This window comes from Inmirania thermothiophila (assembly GCF_003751635.1).
Taxonomy (GTDB): Bacteria; Pseudomonadota; Gammaproteobacteria; order DSM-100275; family DSM-100275; genus Inmirania; species Inmirania thermothiophila.
Genome location: NZ_RJVI01000003.1, coordinates 68,103 through 86,634 on the forward strand (window position 1 = coordinate 68,103; position 18,532 = coordinate 86,634).

Annotated in this window: 22 protein-coding genes; 1 reads left to right on the forward strand and 21 read right to left on the reverse strand. The window is 75.9% G+C overall.

Annotated features, from left to right (window positions below; translation table 11 throughout):
• Nucleotides 1-36: 36 nt before the first annotated feature.
• The 11 genes from EDC57_RS11025 to EDC57_RS11070 form a co-directional block, all read right to left on the reverse strand.
• Entirely contained in the window at nt 37-546 is a 510-nt protein-coding gene (locus EDC57_RS11025; protein WP_123401963.1) for an NADH-quinone oxidoreductase subunit B family protein, read from the reverse strand.
• 1 nt (nt 547) lies between these two features.
• Nucleotides 548-2,119 carry a hydrogenase large subunit gene (locus EDC57_RS11030; protein WP_123401964.1) on the reverse strand — a complete coding sequence of 524 codons (1,572 nt, stop codon included), beginning with the start codon at nt 2,117-2,119 and terminating at the stop codon, nt 548-550.
• Nucleotides 2,116-3,597, reverse strand: coding sequence for a hydrogenase 4 subunit F (locus tag EDC57_RS11035; protein ID WP_123401965.1), 1,482 nt, complete (start codon nt 3,595-3,597; stop codon nt 2,116-2,118). The genes EDC57_RS11030 and EDC57_RS11035 overlap by 4 nt, the downstream gene beginning before the upstream one ends.
• Nucleotides 3,594-4,274: a formate hydrogenlyase gene (locus EDC57_RS11040; protein ID WP_123401966.1), complete on the reverse strand. Its 681-nt coding sequence runs from the start codon at nt 4,272-4,274 to the stop codon at nt 3,594-3,596. The genes EDC57_RS11035 and EDC57_RS11040 overlap by 4 nt, the downstream gene beginning before the upstream one ends.
• Nucleotides 4,274-5,218, reverse strand: a complete 945-nt coding sequence (locus EDC57_RS11045; RefSeq protein WP_123401967.1) for a respiratory chain complex I subunit 1 family protein — start codon at nt 5,216-5,218, stop codon at nt 4,274-4,276. Before EDC57_RS11045 ends, EDC57_RS11040 begins: the two co-directional genes overlap by 1 nt.
• Nucleotides 5,215-5,979, reverse strand: coding sequence for a hypothetical protein (locus EDC57_RS13195; RefSeq protein ID WP_245995277.1), 765 nt, complete (start codon nt 5,977-5,979; stop codon nt 5,215-5,217). The genes EDC57_RS11045 and EDC57_RS13195 overlap by 4 nt, the downstream gene beginning before the upstream one ends.
• Before the next feature lie 120 nt (nt 5,980-6,099).
• Entirely contained in the window at nt 6,100-7,257 is a 1,158-nt protein-coding gene (locus EDC57_RS13200) for a proton-conducting transporter transmembrane domain-containing protein (protein WP_245995279.1), read from the reverse strand.
• Between the two features lie 4 nt (nt 7,258-7,261).
• Nucleotides 7,262-7,504 (reverse strand): helix-turn-helix domain-containing protein, encoded by a 243-nt coding sequence (locus EDC57_RS11055; RefSeq protein ID WP_245995298.1) that lies wholly within the window; start codon nt 7,502-7,504, stop codon nt 7,262-7,264.
• A gap of 208 nt (nt 7,505-7,712) precedes the next feature.
• Entirely contained in the window at nt 7,713-8,525 is an 813-nt protein-coding gene (gene cysQ / locus EDC57_RS11060) for a 3'(2'),5'-bisphosphate nucleotidase CysQ (RefSeq protein WP_123401969.1), read from the reverse strand.
• Entirely contained in the window at nt 8,522-9,070 is a 549-nt protein-coding gene (gene nudE, locus EDC57_RS11065) for an ADP compounds hydrolase NudE (RefSeq protein WP_123401970.1), read from the reverse strand. Before nudE ends, cysQ begins: the two co-directional genes overlap by 4 nt.
• 4 nt (nt 9,071-9,074) lie before the next feature.
• A complete protein-coding gene (locus EDC57_RS11070) occupies nt 9,075-9,725 on the reverse strand; it encodes a hypothetical protein (RefSeq protein ID WP_123401971.1) in 651 nt (216 codons plus the stop codon).
• Nucleotides 9,726-9,792: 67 nt separating this feature from the next.
• On the opposite strand from EDC57_RS11070, the gene yrfG reads away from it, so the two are divergent.
• On the forward strand, nt 9,793-10,488 hold the full coding sequence (yrfG, locus tag EDC57_RS11075; RefSeq protein ID WP_123401972.1) for a GMP/IMP nucleotidase: 696 nt from the start codon (nt 9,793-9,795) through the stop codon (nt 10,486-10,488).
• Nucleotides 10,489-10,491: 3 nt separating this feature from the next.
• Here yrfG and EDC57_RS11080 read toward each other — a convergent pair whose 3' ends face one another.
• The 10 genes from EDC57_RS11080 to EDC57_RS11125 are packed head-to-tail and all read right to left on the reverse strand — an operon-like array spanning nt 10,492 to nt 18,483.
• Complete coding sequence (locus EDC57_RS11080) at nt 10,492-12,063, reverse strand: hypothetical protein (RefSeq protein ID WP_123401973.1); 1,572 nt, start codon at nt 12,061-12,063, stop codon at nt 10,492-10,494.
• Nucleotides 12,060-12,839 (reverse strand): type II secretion system protein N, encoded by a 780-nt coding sequence (gene gspN, locus EDC57_RS11085; protein ID WP_123401974.1) that lies wholly within the window; start codon nt 12,837-12,839, stop codon nt 12,060-12,062. The genes EDC57_RS11080 and gspN overlap by 4 nt, the downstream gene beginning before the upstream one ends.
• The gene (gene gspM, locus EDC57_RS11090; RefSeq protein WP_123401975.1) at nt 12,836-13,312 is read right to left on the reverse strand and encodes a type II secretion system protein GspM; all 477 of its coding nucleotides are present in this window, start codon (nt 13,310-13,312) and stop codon (nt 12,836-12,838) included. The genes gspN and gspM overlap by 4 nt, the downstream gene beginning before the upstream one ends.
• Nucleotides 13,309-14,457, reverse strand: a complete 1,149-nt coding sequence (gene gspL, locus EDC57_RS11095; RefSeq protein ID WP_123401976.1) for a type II secretion system protein GspL — start codon at nt 14,455-14,457, stop codon at nt 13,309-13,311. The genes gspM and gspL overlap by 4 nt, the downstream gene beginning before the upstream one ends.
• Nucleotides 14,445-15,380, reverse strand: a complete 936-nt coding sequence (gene gspK, locus EDC57_RS11100) for a type II secretion system minor pseudopilin GspK (RefSeq protein WP_123401977.1) — start codon at nt 15,378-15,380, stop codon at nt 14,445-14,447. The genes gspL and gspK overlap by 13 nt, the downstream gene beginning before the upstream one ends.
• 2 nt (nt 15,381-15,382) lie before the next feature.
• Nucleotides 15,383-15,955, reverse strand: coding sequence for a type II secretion system minor pseudopilin GspJ (gene gspJ, locus EDC57_RS11105; protein WP_123401978.1), 573 nt, complete (start codon nt 15,953-15,955; stop codon nt 15,383-15,385).
• Nucleotides 15,952-16,314, reverse strand: coding sequence for a type II secretion system minor pseudopilin GspI (gene gspI, locus EDC57_RS11110; protein ID WP_123401979.1), 363 nt, complete (start codon nt 16,312-16,314; stop codon nt 15,952-15,954). The genes gspJ and gspI overlap by 4 nt, the downstream gene beginning before the upstream one ends.
• Complete coding sequence (locus EDC57_RS11115) at nt 16,314-16,766, reverse strand: GspH/FimT family pseudopilin (protein ID WP_123401980.1); 453 nt, start codon at nt 16,764-16,766, stop codon at nt 16,314-16,316. Before EDC57_RS11115 ends, gspI begins: the two co-directional genes overlap by 1 nt.
• Entirely contained in the window at nt 16,763-17,179 is a 417-nt protein-coding gene (gene gspG / locus EDC57_RS11120) for a type II secretion system major pseudopilin GspG (RefSeq protein WP_123401981.1), read from the reverse strand. Before gspG ends, EDC57_RS11115 begins: the two co-directional genes overlap by 4 nt.
• 38 nt (nt 17,180-17,217) lie before the next feature.
• Nucleotides 17,218-18,483, reverse strand: a complete 1,266-nt coding sequence (locus tag EDC57_RS11125; protein WP_245995282.1) for a (Fe-S)-binding protein — start codon at nt 18,481-18,483, stop codon at nt 17,218-17,220.
• Nucleotides 18,484-18,532: the final 49 nt, after the last annotated feature.

Here is an 18,532-nt window from a genome sequence, read left to right on the forward strand (position 1 = left end):
GTGCGCGGGCGGCACCCGCGATCCCGGCCGCCGGGCTCAGGCGGCGCGGCGCATCAGGGCGAGGATGCCGGCGAGCAGGTCGCGCGGCGTGGGCGGGCAGCCGGGGATCCGCACATCCACGGGGATCACGTTCTCCACCGCCCCGCAGGAGGCGTAGCTGACGCCGAACTCGCCGCCGTCGCAGGCGCATTGCCCTGCGGCGATGACCCACTTGGGCGCCGGCACCGCCTCCCAGGTGCGCCTCAGCGCCGCCTCCATGTGGCGCGACACGGGCCCGGTGACCAGCAGCACGTCGGCATGGCGCGGCGAGGCGACGAAGTGCACGCCGTAGCGCTCGAGGTCGTAATACGGGTTGTTGAGGGCGTGGATCTCGAGCTCGCAGCCGTTGCAGGAGCCGGCGTCCACCTCGCGTATGGCGAGACTGCCACCGAAGTGGCGCTGCACCAGCCCCTTCACCTCGGCGCCGAGGGCGGCGATCTCGTCGTCGCGCGGGGGCGCCTCGGTGACGATGCCGGTGCGCAGGATCTTGCCGAACAGACGCAGCATGTCAGAGGTCCTGTCCCGAGTACGAGCCGTTGACGGACTTGTTGCAGACCGGGAAGTCGGGGACGATGTTGCCCTGGAGGAGAAGCTCGAGGGCGGGCCAGGTGAGCCAGCTGGGATCGCGCGGGAAGAAGCGGGCGACCCGCCCCTCGCGATCCAGGCGCACGTAGGTGATGATCTCCCCGCGCCAGCCCTCGATGATGCCGAGCCCCTCGGCCGGCGCCGGCGGCGACCGCCAGGGAGCGCGGACCGGTCCGTCGGGCAGTGTCTCCAGCAGCGCCGCGATGAGCCGGGCCGAGATGCCGATCTCGTCGGCGCGGATCTTGGCGCGGGCGGCGACGTCCCCGGCCCGGTAGCACGGCACCTCGACCGGGAGCCGGTCGTAGGGGGCGTAGGGGGCGTCGCGGCGGACGTCGAAGGCCTGGCCCGAGGCCTTGCCCACGTAGCCCACCGCCCCCAGCAGGCGGGCCTGCTCGGGGGCGAGGCGGCCGGTGGTCATGAGGCGGTCCTCGAGCGACTCCGAGTCCTCCAGGATGGCGACGATCGCAGCGACCTCCTCCGCGAGGGCGCGGGCCTGCGCGGCCATCACGGCGCCGGCCTCGGCGGCGAGGTCCACCGCGACCCCGCCGGGAACGACGCGGTCCATCATGAGGCGGTGGCCGAAGGCCGCGGCGCTGGCCCGCACCCATGCCTCCTTGAGGCGCGTCAGCTGGTACTGCGCGAAGGCGAAACCGACGTCGTTGCAGATGGCGCCGATGTCGCCGAGATGGTTCGCGATGCGCTCGCGCTCGGCCATCAGCGCCCGCAGCCAGATCGCGCGCGGCGGCGGCTCGATGCCGGCGGCGCGCTCGAGGGCCTGGCAGGCGGCCCAGGCGTGGGCCACCGTGCTGTCGCCGCTGACGCGGCCGGCGAGGCGCGCAAGCCCCTCGGCGTCGCGTCCGACGGCGAGCTTCTCGATCCCCTTGTGGACATATCCGAGCCGTTCCTCCAGGTTGAGCACGATCTCGCCCACCGCCTGGAAGCGGAAATGGCCGGGCTCGATGATGCCGGCGTGCACGGGACCCACCGGGATCTCGACGATGCCGCGGCCCTCGGCCTGCACGAACGGATAGTGGTGGTCGGTCGGGGTGGGCCCCAGCCCCTCGGGGCGCAGGGGGCGGTCGCCGCGCAGGGGATGGACCTCCGCGGGCCACGCGGCGTGGCGGGTCCAGCGCCGCGGGTCGGGGTGGTCGGCGAGCTGCAGGCCGAGCAGATCGCGGGCATGGCGTTCGGGCCGGTCGGCCGCCGGATAAATCGGGGTGTGGGAAGGCAGGGCCTCGCCCTCGGCCACGTGTGTGCGCAGCACGAGGTAGCGGCCCCCGCCCTCGAGGCAGCAATGCACGCGCAGCCCGTCAGCGACCTCGTCGGCCCAGAGCGCGGCCCAGCGCAGGTCGAGCGCGCGCGCGACGCGGGCGGCCGCGGCCCAATCGGGGGCTGCCACGTCGACGGTGGTCGCCGGCCGGAGGGCATCGGAATCGGTGCCGAGCAGACCGAGGCCGGCCGCCCGGCAGGCCTCGATGAAGGCGGCGACGCTCACAGCAGGCCACTCCCGGCGATGAGGCGGGTGGCCTCGTCGAACCACCGGGCGAGAAAGCCGGGCATGGCCAGCCCGAGCCAGAGCACGATGGCGAGGTGCACGGCCACCGGCACCATGTTGGCGGGGATCGGCGACTGATCCTGCGGCCTGGGGCCGAAGACCACCGGGTGCATGTGGCGGAAGAGGCCGGCGAAGGCGACGACGATGCCGGAGAGCAGGGCCACGGTCAGCCACGGCCAGCTCTGCATGGTCGCGGTCAGGAGCAGGAACTCGCTGGCGAAGATCCCGAAGGGCGGGAAGCCGGCGATGGCGACGGCGCCGATCAGCAGGCCCCAGCCCACCGCGGGCTGGGTGCTGATGAGACCGCGGATGCGCTCCAGGGACTGGGTGCCGGCGATCTGGCTGGCATGCCCCACGGTGACGAAGATGGCCGACTTGGTCAGGGAGTGCACGGTCATGTGGAGGAGCGCGCCGAAGGTGGCGAGGGGGCTGCCGAGGCCGAAGGCGAAGGTCATCAGGCCCATGTGCTCGATGGACGAGTAGCTGAAGAGCCGCTTGATGTCGCGCTGGCGGTGCAGGAACAGGCCGGCGACGAGGAAGGACAGCAGGCCGAAGGCCATCATGAGCCGGCCCGCCAGCGCCGGGTCGTGCACGCTGCCGGCGGCGAGGGCGCCGTCGGCGAGCATCTTGATCCGCACCACGGCGTACAGGGCGACGTTGAGGAGCAGCCCCGAGAGGATCGCCGAGATCGGGGTCGGGCCCTCGGAGTGGGCGTCGGGCAGCCAGTTGTGCAGGGGCACCAGGCCCACCTTGGTGCCGTAGCCCACGAGCACGAAGACGAAGGCGAAGCCCATGACCACGGGCTCGAGCTCGGTGGCACGGGCGTGCAGCTCGGTCCACAGCAGGGCGCGCTCGGGGTCCGGGACGACGCGCGCGGCGGCGAAGTAGAGCAGCACCGTGCCGAAGAGCGCCTGCGCGATGCCGACGCCGCAGAGGATGAAATACTTCCAGGCGGCCTCCACCGACTCCGGCGTGCGGTAGAGGCTCACCAGCAGCACCGTGGCCAGCGTCGCCCCCTCCAGGGCCACCCAGAGCACGCCCAGATTGTTGGTGGCGAGCGCGAGCAGCATGGTGAAGAGGAAGCCCTGGAAGCTTGCGTGGTAGAGGCGCATGCGCGCCGGGCCCACCCGCCCGCGGGCGGCCTCATGGGCCATGTAGGGGCCGGAGAACACCGCCGTGGTCAGGCCCACGAAGGCGGTCAGCAGGATGAGGTAGACGTTGAAGGCGTCCACGTAGAGCTCGCCGCCGCCCACCGGTCCGCGGGCGAACACCTCGCGGGCGAGCCACGCCGCCGCAGCGAAGCCGAGACCCGAGGCCGCGGCGTTGATGTGGGCCGCGCGCGCGCCGGCCCCTGCGAGGGCGAGCAGCGGCGCCGCTGCGGCGGGCACGCCGAGGGTGGCCAGGAGCGCGGTGTTCATTCGGTGGCCTCCGTCAGGCGGCTGAGCTGGTCGACGTCCAGGGAGTCGATGCTGTCGCGGATGTGCAGGAAGATCACGCCGAAGAGCACCGCGGCCACGAGGACGTCGAAGGCGATGCCGAGTTCCACGACCATGGGCATGCCCTGGGTGGCGCTGACGGCGGCAAAGAAGAGCCCGTTCTCCACCGCCATGAAGCCCACCACCTGGGTGACGGCCTTGCGCCGCGTCACCAGCATCAGCATCCCGAGCAGGACGATGGCGAGGCTCAGCCCGATGGTGTCGCGGGTGACGCTGTCGCTGAAGCGCTCGATGGGCAGGGCGGCGTTGTAGCAGAAGACCACGAGGGCGCCGGCGGCGAGCAGAATCAGGCCTGGCCGCACGACGATGTCGAAGTCGCGCAGGATGCCGAGGGCGCGGGCCTGGCGCACCAGCAGCCACGGGATCAGCAGCCCCTTGAGGGCGAGGGTCAGGGCGGCCGAGAGGTAGAGGTGGCTGCGCCCGGAGTCCCATGCCACCAGCGCCGTGGTCGCCGCCAGCAGCACGCCCTGCCACGCGAAGACGCGGATGGTGGCGACCACGCGCGGCTGCGCCAGGAGGGCGAAGGCGCTCACCAGCACCATGGCCGCGAGGGTGAGGATGGCCTGCTCGGTCAGGGGCAGGTCCAGGTAGGCGCGCATCAGCGGGTCTCCAGGATGACGTGGCTCAGCATGCCGACGAGGGCGAGGCTGTAGGCCACCGCGAGGTAGGTGGGGACGCGGAACAGCCGCATCTTGGCCACCGCGGTCTCCGCCGCCGCGAGCAGGGCGCCGAGGAGGGCGAGCTTGGCCACGACGGCGGCGAGGGCCGCCGCGAGCGCCGCCGGCGCCGCCGTGGCGGCGATCCCCCAGGGGAAGAACAGGTTGACCACCAGCACGGCGTAGATCATCAGCTTGACCTGGGCGGCGAGCTCCATCAGCGCCAGGTGGCGGCCGCTGTATTCGAGGATCATGGCCTCGTGGATCATGGTGAGCTCCAGGTGGGTGGCCGGGTTGTCCACCGGGATGCGTCCGGTCTCGGCGATCCCCACCAGGACCAGGGCCAGCAGCGCGAACAGCAGCGACGGGCGCAGCACCGGGGGCTCGGCCAGGGTGTGCGCCACCACGGTGGCGAGGTTGGTGCTGGAGGCGACCATGGCGAGGGTGAAGATCACCATCAGCATCGCCGGCTCGGCCAGCGCCGCCACCGTCATCTCCCGGGACGACCCCATGCCGCCGAAGGCGGTGCCCACATCGAGGCCGGCGAGCGCCAGGAAGAAGCGCCCCAAGGCGAACAGGCCCACCAGCACGATGGCGTCGGCCATCGCCGCCATGGGCACGTGCACGAAGACGAAGGGCACCACCGAGGCGGCCAGGATCGCGGTGCCGCAGACCACGTAGGGGGCGAGCCGGAAGACGGGGCTCGCGGTGCGCGCGAGCACGATCTCCTTGGCCAGCAGCCGGCGCAGGTCGCGATAGGGCTGGAACCAGGCCGGCGGACACCGGTTCTGGAGCCGGCACTTGACGCGCTTGATCCAGCCTGCGAACAGGGGCGCCGCGGCGACGAAGAGCGCAGTCTGGAGCAGGGCGAGGATCCACTCGCTCATGTGATCACCCACAGCAGCAGCACGATGGTGAGCAACGAGTAGGCCAGGTAGTGGCGCAGCCGCCCGGTCTGGATGCGGGTGACGCGCCGCGCCGCCCCATGGACCACGCGCACCACCGGCTGGTACAGCCAGCCCCATGCGAGGTCCTCGGCATGGACCTCGTAGCGAAGCCGCGCCGGCCGGGTCGCGAGCGCCGGCTCCATCTCCCGCACCTGCTCCTCGTGGAGCCGGAACAGGGGCCGGAAGATCTCGCGGATCGGCATGGAGAAGGCGGTGGCGCTGTATTGCATGCGCGCCGTCGGCGTCCCGAAGCCGCACTCCCACGGCTCTCGCCGGGGGATGGGCAGGTCGCAGCGGCGCCGCCGCGTGTACCAGCGCACCAGGGCCCAAGCCGCCACCGCCAGCGCGACGCCGACGAGCACCAGGGGCGCGCTGTAGCTCGCCACCTCGGGCGAGACCGGCGTCAGCCACATCCAGCCCTGGCTGGCGGCTGCCGCCGGGGCCTGACCCACGAGGCTCTCGGTGACCGGGGCGAGGGCGATGACGGTGAAGGTGGGGAAGACGCCGAACAGCAGGCAGAGGCCCGCCAGCAGCCCCTGGGCCGCGACCATGCCGACGCCGGCCTCACGCGCCCGCGCGGCCCGCCTCGTGCGCGCCTGGCCGAGGAAGGCGATGCCGTAGACCTTGACGAAGCACGCCGCCGCCAGGGCCCCGGTCAGGGCCAGCATGGCGGCGGAGACCGGGATGACCACCCGCAGCACACCGCCCTCGAGCCTTCCCGCCTGCAGCGCGGTCTGGAAGGTGAGCCACTTGGAGACGAAGCCGTTGAAGGGCGGCAGCGCCGCGATGCTGATGCAGCCGACGAGGAAGAAGGCGCCGGTTCAGGGCATGCGGCGCAGCAGCCCGCCCATGCGCTCGAGATCGCGCTCGTGGCTGCGGTGGTGGATGGCGCCGGCGCCGAGGAAGAGCAGGCTCTTGAAGAGGGCGTGGTTGAGGCTGTGGTAGAGCGCGGCCACGATGCCGAGCACGCCGAGACCGGGCAGCCCGCTGCCTTGAAAGATCGCGGCCAGGCCGAGGCCGATGACGATGATGCCCACGTTCTCCACCGAGCAGTAGGCGAGCAGCCGCTTGAGGTCGTGCTGCATGAGGGCGTAGAGGACGCCGTAGAGGGCGGTGACGCCGCCCGTCACGAGCAGCACCACCCCCCAGCCCCAGTCCGGCGCGCCGAGCAGGTCGAAGACCAGGCGCACGAGCCCGTAGAGGGCGACCTTCAGCATCACCCCCGACATCAGGGCGGAGACGTGGGAGGGGGCGACGGGATGGGCCTCCGGCAGCCACACGTGGAGGGGCACCACACCCGCCTTCATGCCGAAGCCGGCCAGTCCCAGGAGGAAGGCGATCCAGGCCCAGGCCGGCGGCAGGTTGGCCGTGCGCATGGCGTCGAAGGCGAAGCCGCCGCCGAAGGCGACGAGGATGCCGAAGGCGAGCAGGATGAGGACGCCGCCGAGCTGGGCCATCAGCAGGTAGATGAAGGCGGCGCGGCGGTTGGCGGGCTCGTGGTGCTCGAAGGCGACGAGGAAGTAGCTCGCCACCGACATCAGCTCCCACGCGATCATGAAGGCGAAGGCGTCGTCGGCCAGCACCACCAGCGCCATGGCGGCGACGAAGACACCGGTGGCCACGCCCAGCACCGCCGGCGAGGAGGGGCCGTGGCGGTAGGCACGCACGTAGCCGGGGCCGAACAGGGCCACGGCCGCGGTCACCAGCCCGATCACCCCCAGGAAGAAGCCGGCCAGCGGGTCGAGGCGCAGGTGCCAGTGCAGCCAGGGCAGACCGAGACCGAGGACGGCCCGTGCCGGTTCCGGCGCCGTCAAGGCCCAGGCCGCGGCGCCGAGGTCCGCGAGCGCGGCCGCGCCCAGGAGGGCGAAGCTCGCTGCGAGCAGGCGGGGGCTGCGGGCGGCCGCCGCACCGACCACGGACGACGCCAGTGCAGCGCCGACGGCGGTGGCCAGCAGCCACAGCGGGAGGACAGGCGCCACGGCCTCAGCCCTTGAGGCGCACGCCGCGGCCGCCGCCGGGGCTCGCCTCGCCCTCCCCGATGAGGACGACGCCGGCGCGGTCCAGGGCCTCGATCACGCGCACCAGGGAGTCCACATTGCCGCGCACCACACCCTCGCTGGCCTCCATCCGCTGGATCGTGCTCAGCGACACCCCGCTGGCCTCGGCGAGCTGGCGCTGGTCGAGGCCGGCGAGGGCGCGCGCGGCGCGGAGCTGGGCGGCGGTCATCACGGGCGGATCGCTCCCCGTCTGGCGGTTCGGGCGCGTCTTATACCGGGAAACCGGGGTAAGAGGAAACAGCACTCTGTCCTGAGCACCCTGTTTCGGACGCTGGTGCGGTATTAATGAAGTGTGAGACTTCTCATGGGCGATATGAAGTTGCAAAAGAGCGGCAAAGGCCCGCATGAGCGGGCCTCCGCCGGGGGGGTGCCGCGGGTCAGTCCCCGCGCAGCGGCGCCAGCCAGTCCCGCGCGGGGTCGCCGTAGACCAGGAAGTGGGGGTTGAGGAGGCTGTCGCCGGTGTTGTAGCGCAGGGGCCGGCCGCCGGTGTCCACGACGTGGCCGCCGGCGGCCTCCACCACCGCCTGGGCGGCGGCGGTGTCCCACTCGGAGGTGGGGCCGAGGCGGGGATAGAGATCGGCGCTGCCCTCGGCGACGAGGCAGAACTTGAGGGAGCTGCCGATGGAGCGCAGCTCGTGCGGGCCGAGCCGCTCGAGGTAGGCGGCCAGCTCCGGGGTGGCGTGGGAGCGGCTGCCGGCCACCGCCGGCGGCTCGGCGGCGGGGCAGCGGACGCGGATCGGGCGCCGTCCTCGCCCGCCCTCGAGGCGGAAGGCCCCGAGGCCGCGGGCGCCGAGGTAGGTGCGGTCGAGGACCGGGGCGTGGACGACGCCGAGCACCGGCGCGTGCCCCTCCACGAGGGCGACGTTGACGGTGAACTCGCCGTTGCGCTTGACGAATTCCTTGGTCCCGTCCAGGGGGTCGACGAGCCAGAAGCGCGTCCAGCGCGCGCGCTCGTGGAAGGGCACGGAGGCCGACTCCTCCGACAGCACCGGGATCTCGGGGGTCAGCCGCCGCAGGCCCTCGACGAGGGTGCGGTGCGAGGCCATGTCCGCCTCGGTCAGGGGCGAGCGGTCGTCCTTGTGCGCCACCGCGAAGTCGGTGGCGTAGACCTCGAGGATGCGGCGGCCGGCCTCGCGCGCGAGCGCGGCCACCGCCTCCAGGAGCCGCTCGGTGTCGTCGCCTTGCGTCATCCTTCCTCCCGCAGCAGGTCGCGGACCAGGTAGAGGGCGGCGATGGAGCGGGCCTCGGTGAAGTCGTCGCGGGCCACCAGCTCGCCCAGCCGCGCAAGCGGCCATGCTACCACCTCGATCTCCTCGGGCTCGTCGCCGGGCAGGCGCCGCGGGTAGAGGTCGCGCGCGAGGACGATGCGGGTGCGGTGGTCGAGATAGCCCGGGGCGATGGAGAAGGTGGCGATCTCGCGCAGCTCCCGGGCGGCGTAGCCCACCTCCTCCATGAGCTCGCGGTTGGCCGCCGCGAGGGCGTCTTCGCCGGCGTCGATCCGCCCCTTGGGTAGGGCGAGCTCGTAGTCGTCGACGCCCCCCGCGTACTCGCGCACCAGCAGCACGGTGCCGTCGTCGAGCAGCGGCACCACCAGCACCGCGCCGTGGCCGCGGGCGCGCAGCCGCTCGTAGTCCACCACGGTGCCGTTGGCGAAGCGCAGCCGCCGCGCCTCGATGCGGAAGATGCGCGTCTCGGCGACGATCTCGGCGCGGAGGAGCTCGGGCCGGCGCCGCATCGGCTCAGCCCCCGGGCGCGAAGCGCAGGCGCGTGACCAGCCGCCCCTCGAACCAGGCCTCGAGCCGCACGCCCCGCGCCCCGCGGGTCAGCGTCAGGCCGGGCTGCGGCGCGGGCTCGGCGGCGAGCAGGGTCAGGCCGGAGTCGCCGGGGTCCACCTCGAGGACGAGGTGCAGCGGATAGTAGCCGTCGAGGAAGCGGCGCATGAAGGGGCCGTTGCGCAGGGTGTACGTGCCGTCGGGGTTGCGGTGGAGGGTGCGGGTGGCGGCCTCGATGCAGAGCTCGGCCCCCGCGCGCACGTCCTCGAGCTGCACCGTGGCCCCCTCGACGCGGGCGCGGCCGACGCCCTCGGCGCGCAGGATGCGCAGGCCCCGCGTGTGGGCGGGGTGGAAGACCACCTGGAGGGCGGGGACGGGGTCGAGCCCGCGGTGGCACTGGGCGTGGCGGGTCCAGCCGTCGGCGAGGCTCGTCCGCGACAGGGTGATGCGGCTGGTCTGGTGGTGCAGCCGCGGCGGCGGTGCGGGCAGGAAGCGGAGCGTGCCCTCGTTGACCGCCGCGGTCTCGCCGGGGAAGGGCTCGTCGAGCCCGTGCCGGGCGGCCGAGGCCGTGGCGGCGAGGCCGGCGAGGAGCACGAGCATGGGGCGCAGGCTGGCCATGGGTTGGCAGTATAGCCGCGGCCGTCCTGCTATATTCCGCCCCACCACGGCGGGGGGCGGAACCGGCATGCAGCGCGCGGCGGACGGCACGGGGCGGCCCGTGGACTGGGGGCGGGTGGAGACCGTCCTCCTGGACATGGACGGCACCCTCCTCGACCTCCATTTCGACAACCACTTCTGGCTCGAGCACGTGCCGCGCCGCTACGCCGAGGCCCGCGGCCTCCCGCTGGAGCAGGCGCGCGAGGTGCTCATGGCGCGCTACCGCGCGGTGGAGGGGACGATGCAGTGGTACTGCATCGACTACTGGAGCCGCGAGCTCGGCCTCGATATTGCGCGCCTCAAGGAGGAGGTGGCGCACCTCATCGCCGTCCACCCCGGCGTCGTGCCCTTCCTGCGCGCGCTGCGCGCCTCCGGGCGCCGTGCGGTGCTGGTGACCAACGCCCACGGACGCAGCCTCGAGCTCAAGCTGCGCCGCACCCGCCTCGGGCGCCATCTCGACGCCGTGGTCTGCGCCCACGACCTCGGCGAGCCCAAGGAATCGGCGGGCTTCTGGCCGCGGCTGAGGCGGCGCGAGCCCTTCGATCCCGAGGCGACGCTGCTCATCGACGACAACCCCGCGGTGCTGGCCGCGGCGCACCGCTACGGCATCGGCCAGCTCCTCGCCGTGCGCCGGCCCGATTCGCGCCGCCCGCCCCGGTGCGTGGCGGGTTACGCTGCGGTGGACGGCTTCGCGGCGCTGCTGCCGGTGCCGCCGCGGGGCTGAGCCTCAGGGGGCGTCCCCGGGCCGGGGCCGGCGCAGGGTGAAGCGGGCGATGCGGCCGCTGTCGAGGATGAGGCTTCCGGCGCGCACCGCGGCGGTGCGCCCCATGCCTTCCACCACCAGGGGCAGGTCCGGCTCGTAGAGGATGCGCCGCGTGATCAGGCTTGCGGGGACGCGCCGCGCGGGATCGGCGGCGCAGTAGAGGGCGGGCTGGTCCGGGAAGCGTCCGGCCTCCCCGCGCACGGGGCGGATGCGCACCGGGAGCAGGCGGCAGCGCAGGCGCGCGATCCCCGCGGCGAGGCCGCCGTCGGCCTCGCGCCGCACCCAGCGCACCACCCCCGCCGCCATCAGCCGTTCGCCCCGGAAGACCGCGGCGAGCTCCCCCACCGCCAGCCCCGGCGGGGGCGTGCCCTCGCTCTCGAGGCCCACCCCGCCCTCGCTCTCGTCGCCGAGAACGAACTCGTGCAGGGAGTGGGCCGGGGCCTCGGGGGCCTCCTCCCCGCCCTCGTAGACCTCGATCCCGTAGGCGCTCTCGGCCCGGCGCGGACGCAGCGCCGCCCGTCCCTCCTCGCCCAGGTACCAGTGCACCGCGGCGAGCCCCAGGGCCACCCCCACCCGCCCCTCGCCGAGGCGGCGGGCGAGCCGGCGCAGGGCCGGACTCTCCAGCTGCGGCACGATGCGCCGAAGGAGCGCGAGCTGCAGCGGCGTCACCGTCCCCGCCCGCGGGCCGGCGGCCATCCCCTCGAGGGCGGCGCGCAGCGGCCCGGCGTCGAGGATGCGGGCGGGGCGGCGGGCGCGCTCCGGCGGCAGGCGCAGGCAGGGCTCGGGCGGGCGGTCGGCTGCCGGGTCGATGACGAAGCGGCCGTGGCCGCCGCCGCAGCCGCCCACGAACAGACGCGCCGCGGGGGCGAGCCCCTCGAGGGCGTCGTCTAGGAGCTCCGCCTCGCCCGGCTGCAGCCGGAACGGGTCGGCCGCGGCCACCAGGAGGATGCGCTTGTAGCGGTCCTCGGGCGCGACGCCCTCGGCGTCGGCGCGCTGGGCGACGCCGCCCTGCTCGGCGTAGAGGAAGAGCTGGTGCAGCTCGCGGTAGGCATGGGGCGGCGGTGCGGCGTAGGTGCGGAAGGCGTGCAGCAGGACCTGCGCCTGGAGGTCGAGGGCGCGCTGCAGGGCCTCCAGGACGAGACGGTCGCGGCGCGGGTCGCGGCGCTGGCCGCGCCCCTCGCGCACGACGAGCTTGTAGCCTGCGGCGAGGGCGAGGAGGATGCGCCCGAGCCGGTCGGAGAGCGCCAGACGCTGCGCCGTGGACAGGCTCGCGGGCCCCCCCGCGGGGCCGCTGAAGCTCGCGTAGAGCGCGCGCACGGGTTCGGCGTAGATGCGCAGCAGCCGCAGCCGCTCCCGCGCCGGCACCGGCTCGCGGGCGAGGGCGGCGAGGGCCTCCTCCAGCATGGCGGCGACGCGCGGCAGGTCCATCAGCGGCAGGCTGTCGACCCACGCCTGGACCCGCGCCGGCCGCCGCTCCACCAGCGGATTGGCGTAGGCCCGCGGTTCGGGCACCGTGGGGAGGAAGGGCGCGCTCACGATCCCGTGCGGGCCGCGGCGGGCCCGTCCAGGCGGCCGCGCAGGTCCACCGCCACGGCGCCGTCGGGGCCGGGGCGGCCGAGGCCGGCGAGGAGGCGATGCAGGCGGGGCGATGCGCCGGCGCGCGGTGCGATGCGCCCGCGCAGGGTCCAGCCGCCGTCCGCCCTGAGGCGGGCCGCGAGGGCCACCTGGAGCGGCCCGCCGCGGTCGGCGACCAGCGCCTCGAGCCCGTCCGCGGTGGGGCGCAGGTCGGCCGCGAGCTCGCCGAGGGGCTCGCCGGCGAGGCGCGCCCGCCGCCACAGGACCCGGCCGCGCGCAGCGCGCGGCCGCAAGGGTCTGAGCGAGGCGAGCTCGAGGGCCTCGATGTCGGCCTCGATACGGCCCTGCGGACGCAGCGCCGCAAGCCCGAGCGGTCCGGCCAGCGCGGCGGCCTCGGCGCCCAGCTGCACCGGCCCGGCGCGCAGTCGGCCTGCGGCGGTGACGCCGAGACGCCCGTCGAGGACCGCGCCCTCGAGCTCGGCGGCAAGCTGCAGGGCGGCCTCGCCCCGCGCGAGGGCGGCCGGCGCCGGCGCCCAGCGCAGCCGCGCGAGGCGGATCCCGCCCACCTCCAGTCCGGTGGCCTCGCCGCGCCAGACGGTGCCGCGGGCGGCCTCGGCCGCCACCGGCCAGCGCGCCGCGGCCCGCTCCAGCGCCACCTGCGCCGGCAGGGTGGCGGCGAGGGCGACGGCGTAGAGGGCCGCCAGGGGCAGCAGATACCGGAGCAGCAGCCGCCTCATGCCGGACGCTCCAGGCGCAGGCGCGCCGAGACCCGCCCCGGGGCCTCGCCGCGGCCGACCCCGAGGCGGGCCGCCACGAGGCCGTGGCGGGCCTCGAGGGTCGCCAGCCACGACACGAGGGCGTCGAAGGGGGCGTCGGCGAGCTCCACCTCCACCGCGGTCTCGCCCTCTGGGCGCAGGCGCGTCACGTGGGCACCGAGCCCGGCCTCGCGCGCGCTGCGCTCCACCGCCGGCAGCAGGGCCTCGCCGTCGTGCGCCGGCGTGCGTGCGCGCAGGGCGCGGATCTCGGCCGCCATCGCCTCCATGCGCGCCAGGGTCTGCGCCCGCAGCGCGAGGCGGTGCGCGGCGGCGGCGCGGGCCTTCCCGAGGGGCGCCCACACCGCGAGGTGGAAGACGAGGGCGGCCGCCGCGGCGGCGCCGAGGGCGAGGAAGGCGCGCTCGCGCGGGGTGCGCTCCGCGAGCCAGGACCTCATGCCGTCCCCCGCAGGCGCAGCCGGCCCTGCACGCGGTCCTCGCGGCGCGAGGCCGAGACCACCTCCGCGGCGAGCCCATCGAGGGCGGCGAGGCGGCGGCGCAGGGCCTCCACCGCCTCCAGCGAGGGCGCCGCGAGGTCGAGCTCCAGGACGCCGTCGCGGTAGCGCAGGCCTTCCACGGTGACGCCGTCGCGCGCGAGCACCGGGGCGGCGGCGGCGAGCAGCGGCAGCAGCCCGCCGCCGCGCCCGGCGGCCCGCCGCAGGGCCTCGAGCTGCTGGCGCATCTGCGCCTCCGGATCGACCATGCGCCGCACCTCGGGTAGGGCCTCGCGAAAGACGGTCTCGATGCGGGCGGCGAGGGCGCGCTCGGCGGCCTCGAGACGGGCGAGCTCGACCGCGCGCAGTGCCGTGGCCGCGGCCAGGGCGACGAGGAGCAGCGCCGCCGCCGCCCGCCACGGCCGCAGCACCTGCGCAAGGTGGGCCTCGGCGCCGAAGCGCCCCTGGAGGAGGTCCGGGGCGGTGCCCGCGCGGGGCGCCATCCACGCCAGCGGGGGCCCCGCCAGGGGCTCGGCCTGCGCCGCCGGGTCGGGCGGCGGCGCCCCGGGGGCGAGATGCAGGCGCAGCCGCCGCCCCTCGGCCGCCAGACGCGCGAGGAGGGCGGCGGCCGCCTCCCGCTCGAGGGCGAAGCCCCCCTCCGGGGTCCGCACCACCGCGCGCGCGGGCTCCAGCAGGGCCGTCACCGTGCCGGCCTCGGCGGGCAGCAGCGCCGGCTCCGGCACCGCCCGCACCGGGCGCAGCCCCTGTCCCTGCAGGGCCTCGAGGAGGGCGGCGAGATCGCGCTGCGCCACCACCGCGGCGAGCACCTCCCCGCCGCGGCGCACGGCGGCGAAATGCAGCCGTTCGACGTCGTCCGCGAGCCGCTCCTCGAGGGCGTAGGGCAGGGCGGCGCGCAGCTGGGCCGCGCGCCGCGCCGGCAGCGCCACGCGGTGGACCTGCGCCGTCTCTCCGGGCACCACCAGCACCGGACGCGTGCCGCGGGCCGCCGCCGCCGCCTCGGCGGGTGTGCCCTCGCCGGCGGCGCCATCATCGCGCCACCAGTCCCAGCGGCCGTCCGCCCGGGGGCGCAGCAGCGTCAGCCGGGCCACGGCAGACCTCCCCGGCCCGCGGCCACGACCCGCACGCGGCCGTCGTCGCCGCGGTGCAGGAGGGTGCGCTGCCGTACCGCCGTCCGCCCGACGCGGGCCTCGGCGTGGACGAGGAAGTAGGCGCTGCCCACGGCGAGGCCGTCGGCACGGAGGCCCAGCCCCGCCAGCGGCGGCGCGCGCAGGAAAGTCTCGACGCGGTCCCAGCCCTCGGCGCCGCGGGCCTCGACGAGGGCGCGCGCGGTGTCGGCGTCGATGCCGTCGGCGAGGGACCGCAGCACCTCCGGGGTCGCGGTGTTGACGTTGACGGGCGTCGGCTCCGGCAGCGCGGTGACGTGGGGGGCGAGGCGGCGGCGGGTCTCGGCGTCGAAGCCGGCCACCAGGGCCAGCTCGGCGATGCCCTGCATGGGGCCGTTGGCGGCATGATAGGGCGGGTCCATGGCGCCGTAGGTCTCGTCCTCGGCGCCGCCGGTGCCGTGGGGCTCGGTGTCGGGGTCGATCCAGTCGACGACGGCGTCGGCGAGGGCCGGGTCGAGCTCGAGGACGCGCAGTAGCCTGCGCAGGCGCTCCACCTCCGCCTCGCGGGGGCGCCCCTCCTCGTCCACGAGATTGTTGAGGTTGAGCCGCCCCTGCATGTCCTCAATGTATCCGGACACCGCGCCGCCTTCCACCGCGAGCGGCGGCAGCCGCCGCGCCCAGTCCTCGCCCGGATGGTCCACCGGCCCCTCGTCGCGGTCGCGCGCGAGGATGCGCCCGGCCCAGGCGACGGCGGCGCGGGCGTACTCGGCGGCCTGCAGCCGCTGCACCACGAGCTCGGTGCGGCGCACCGCCACCTGCCCGCGCCAGGCCGCCGCGGCCGCCGCCGTCGCCGCGAGCGCCACCACCAGCATCGCCAGCACCAGGGCCATGCCCCGCTCGCGTCCCATGCCTATCCCCCCGCCAGGGCCACGAGACGGCGGATGCGGCCGTGGCGGGCGTGCTCCAGGACGAGCTCCACCGCCCGCGGCAGCCTCCCCGCCGCATCCTCCGGCGGCCAGGCCTCGCGCCAGGCGCCGGCGTCGTCGAGGTAGCGCCAGCGCAGGGCGGTAACGCCGTCGAGGAGCGGGCGTGCGGCGGGCCGGGCGGACGTATCCGGCAGCGGCCGGTGCTGGCGCACGAGCCGTTCGCCCTCCAGCCGCCAGGTCACCCGCGCGAGGGGGCGCGGGTCCCCGCCCGGAGGCGTCAGCCCGCGGACCCGGGTCAGCGCCAGCCGCGCCCCGTCGCCGGCGAGGGCCGGCAGCTCCAGGCCGAAGGCGTCGCGACGGACCCCCGGCGCGGCCTGGGCGAGGTCGTCCTCGAGGAGGGTGAGGGTGCGCTGCAGCGCGGCCAGCGCCTCGGCCGCCTCCGCGGTGCCGGCGCGCGTCGTCGTCACCGCGTCCAGCCCGCCCCAGGCCATGGCCGCCATGAGGGCGAGCAGGGCCAGGGCCACCAGGAGCTCGAGGAGGGTGAAGCCGCGGCTCATGGGCGGGCGAGGAAGGCGACGAGGCGGGTCGCGGTCTGCGCCGGCGCCTCCTCCGGCGCCACCGCCACCTCGAGCCGGCGCAGATCCGGGTCCGGGGTGCGGCTGACGGTGAGCACCCAGCGCCAGGCCCGCCGCCCCATGACGGCGGTGCCGTCGCTGCGCCCGGGGTCGGGCCAGGCGCCGAGGGCGCGCTGCTCGGCGACGAGGTTGGCGGCCACCCACTGGGCGAGGGTGCGGGTCTCGAGCCGGGCCTGCGCCGCCGCGGCGGCGGAGACCGCGCGCACGGCGGCGCCCAGCGCGATGGCGAGCACCGCCAGCGCCACCAGCACCTCGACGAGGGTGAAGCCGCGCCCGCGCATCAGGAGCCCGCATCGAGGCGCAGGCGCCCCTCCTCGTCGAGGCCGACCGAGGCCTCCAGGGCGCCCGCGCGGAGCACGGCGCGGAAAGGGGGCAGGTCGCCCGTGGTGTCGAGCACCACCGGCAGCCCCTCCCCGTCCTCGGGGGCCGCCTTCACCGGCCGCGGCAGCCGCCGCGGGCGCAGGGGTCCGGTCGCGATCGGCGTCCAGGCGGCGCCGTCCCAGGCGAGGAAGCGGTAGCCTGTGGGGCCGAGCTCCAGGGCCAGGGGGGTGCCGCGCAGGACCGCCTCGTCGCGGGCGAGGGCGACGAGGGCGGCGAGCCGGCGCGCCTCCTCGGCGAGCCGCGCCCGCGCCGGGTCGTGGCGGACCCAGGCCGCTGCCGAGACGGCGACGCCCACGATCACCAGCACCACCAGCAGCTCCAGGAGGGTGAAGCCGCGCCCGCGGCCGCTCATCCCGGCAGGTTCCAGTTGCCGATGTCGTCGTCGCTGGGGGCGCCGTCGGGGCCGAGGGAGTAGACGTCGATCTCGCCGCGGGTCCCCGGCGAGAGGTACTGGTAGGGCCGGCCCCAGGGGTCGACGGGGATGCGCTCGAGATAGCCGCCCTCCTTCCAGTTGGGGGGCTCCGGCGGCGTCGTGGGACGGCGGACCAGGGCCTCGAGGCCCTGCTCGGTGGTGGGGTAGGCGTAGTTGTCGAGACGGTAGAGGCGCAGCGCGCTCTCGATGGCGCGGATGTCGGCCTGGGCCTTGGTGACCCGCGCCCGCTCGGGCTGGTCCATGATCCGCGGCACCACCAGGGCGGCGAGGATGCCGAGGATGATCACCACCACCATCACCTCGATGAGGGTGAAGCCTTGCGCTCGTCGCATGGTCGCGCCTCGCTCCCTGCTGCGTCGTGGGTCCCTGATCATAAACCGCCCTCGGCGGTGCGCGCAGGCGGGGCGAGGGCGCGGGCGAGGATCTCCACCGGATGGAGGACGGGAACGGCGAGACCGCGCGCGGCGAGGCCGGCGGCGAGGTGGAGGCGGCAGCCGATGTTGGTGGTGGCCACCGCGTCCGGGGCCGCCGCCGCCAGGGCTTCGATTTTGGGCGCGCGCAGGGCCTCCGCCCAGTCCGCGTGGGTGAGTACATACTCGCCTGCCGCGCCGCAGCAGAACGCGTTGTCGGCGAGCGGCACCACCTCGAGCCCGGGGATGCGGGCGAGCAGGCGCCGCCCCGCCTCGGGGTCGCGCAGCACGCGCCGGTGGGTGCAGGGGGTGTGGAGGGCGATGCGCGCCTCGTGCCGGGCGGCAGGCTGCGGCCACGCGGCCTCGGCGAGGAAGGCGCAGAGCTCGCGGGCGCGCCGGGCCAGCGTCTCGCCCTCGGGGTGCCAGCGTCCGTACTCCACGAGCTGGGCGCCGCAGCCGCTGTCGAGGAACAGCACCGGGTCGTCGCCGGCGAAGGCGCGCAGGTTGGCGGCGGCGAGGGCCGCCGCGCCGGCGGGGTCGCCGCCGTGGGCATGGAGCGCGCCGCAGCAGCGCTGCGCCGCCGGAACGTGGACCTCGTAGCCGAGGCGGCGCAGCACCGCCACCGCCGCATGCAGGGCGGGCGCCTGGGCGTGGCGCGCGATGCAGCCCGTAAAGAGCTGCACGCGGCCCCTTGCGGTGCCGTGGGGCGGGTGGCGCCCCGGCCGCGGGGGCCGGCCCGGGCGCGGGGCCTGGCGGCTGAGGCGCGCGAGCCCGGGAAGCGGGCCCTCGAGGGCGGCGGCGAGGCGCAGCAGGCCGGCGGTGCGGGCGGCGGCGAGGAGCGCCGCGGCGGCGGCGGCGAGCCGCGGCGAGGCCGCCACCCGGCGCAGGGCGCGCACCGCCGCGCCGGGTGGGCGGCGCGGCGCGAGCAGCGCCCGGGTCTGGTCGAGGAGCGCCCCGTAGGGGACCTCCGAGGGGCAGACCGCCTCGCAGGCGCGGCACCCGAGGCAGCGGTCGATGTGGCCGGCGAGGCGCGGCTCCGGGGCGAGCCGCCCCTCGGCGAGGGCGCGGGCGAGGGCGATGCGCCCCCGGGGCGACTCGGCCTCGTCGCGGGCGAGGCGGTAGGTGGGGCAGTGGGGCAGGCAGGCGCCGCACTGCACGCAGAGGTCCGCCGCGGCGGCGATGCGGGCGGCGAGGGCGTCTCGGGCTGTGGGGGCTTGTCTGTCCAAGACCGCGCATTATAGGCAGGCCCGCCCCTATAATGGCGCTCCGGTCAGC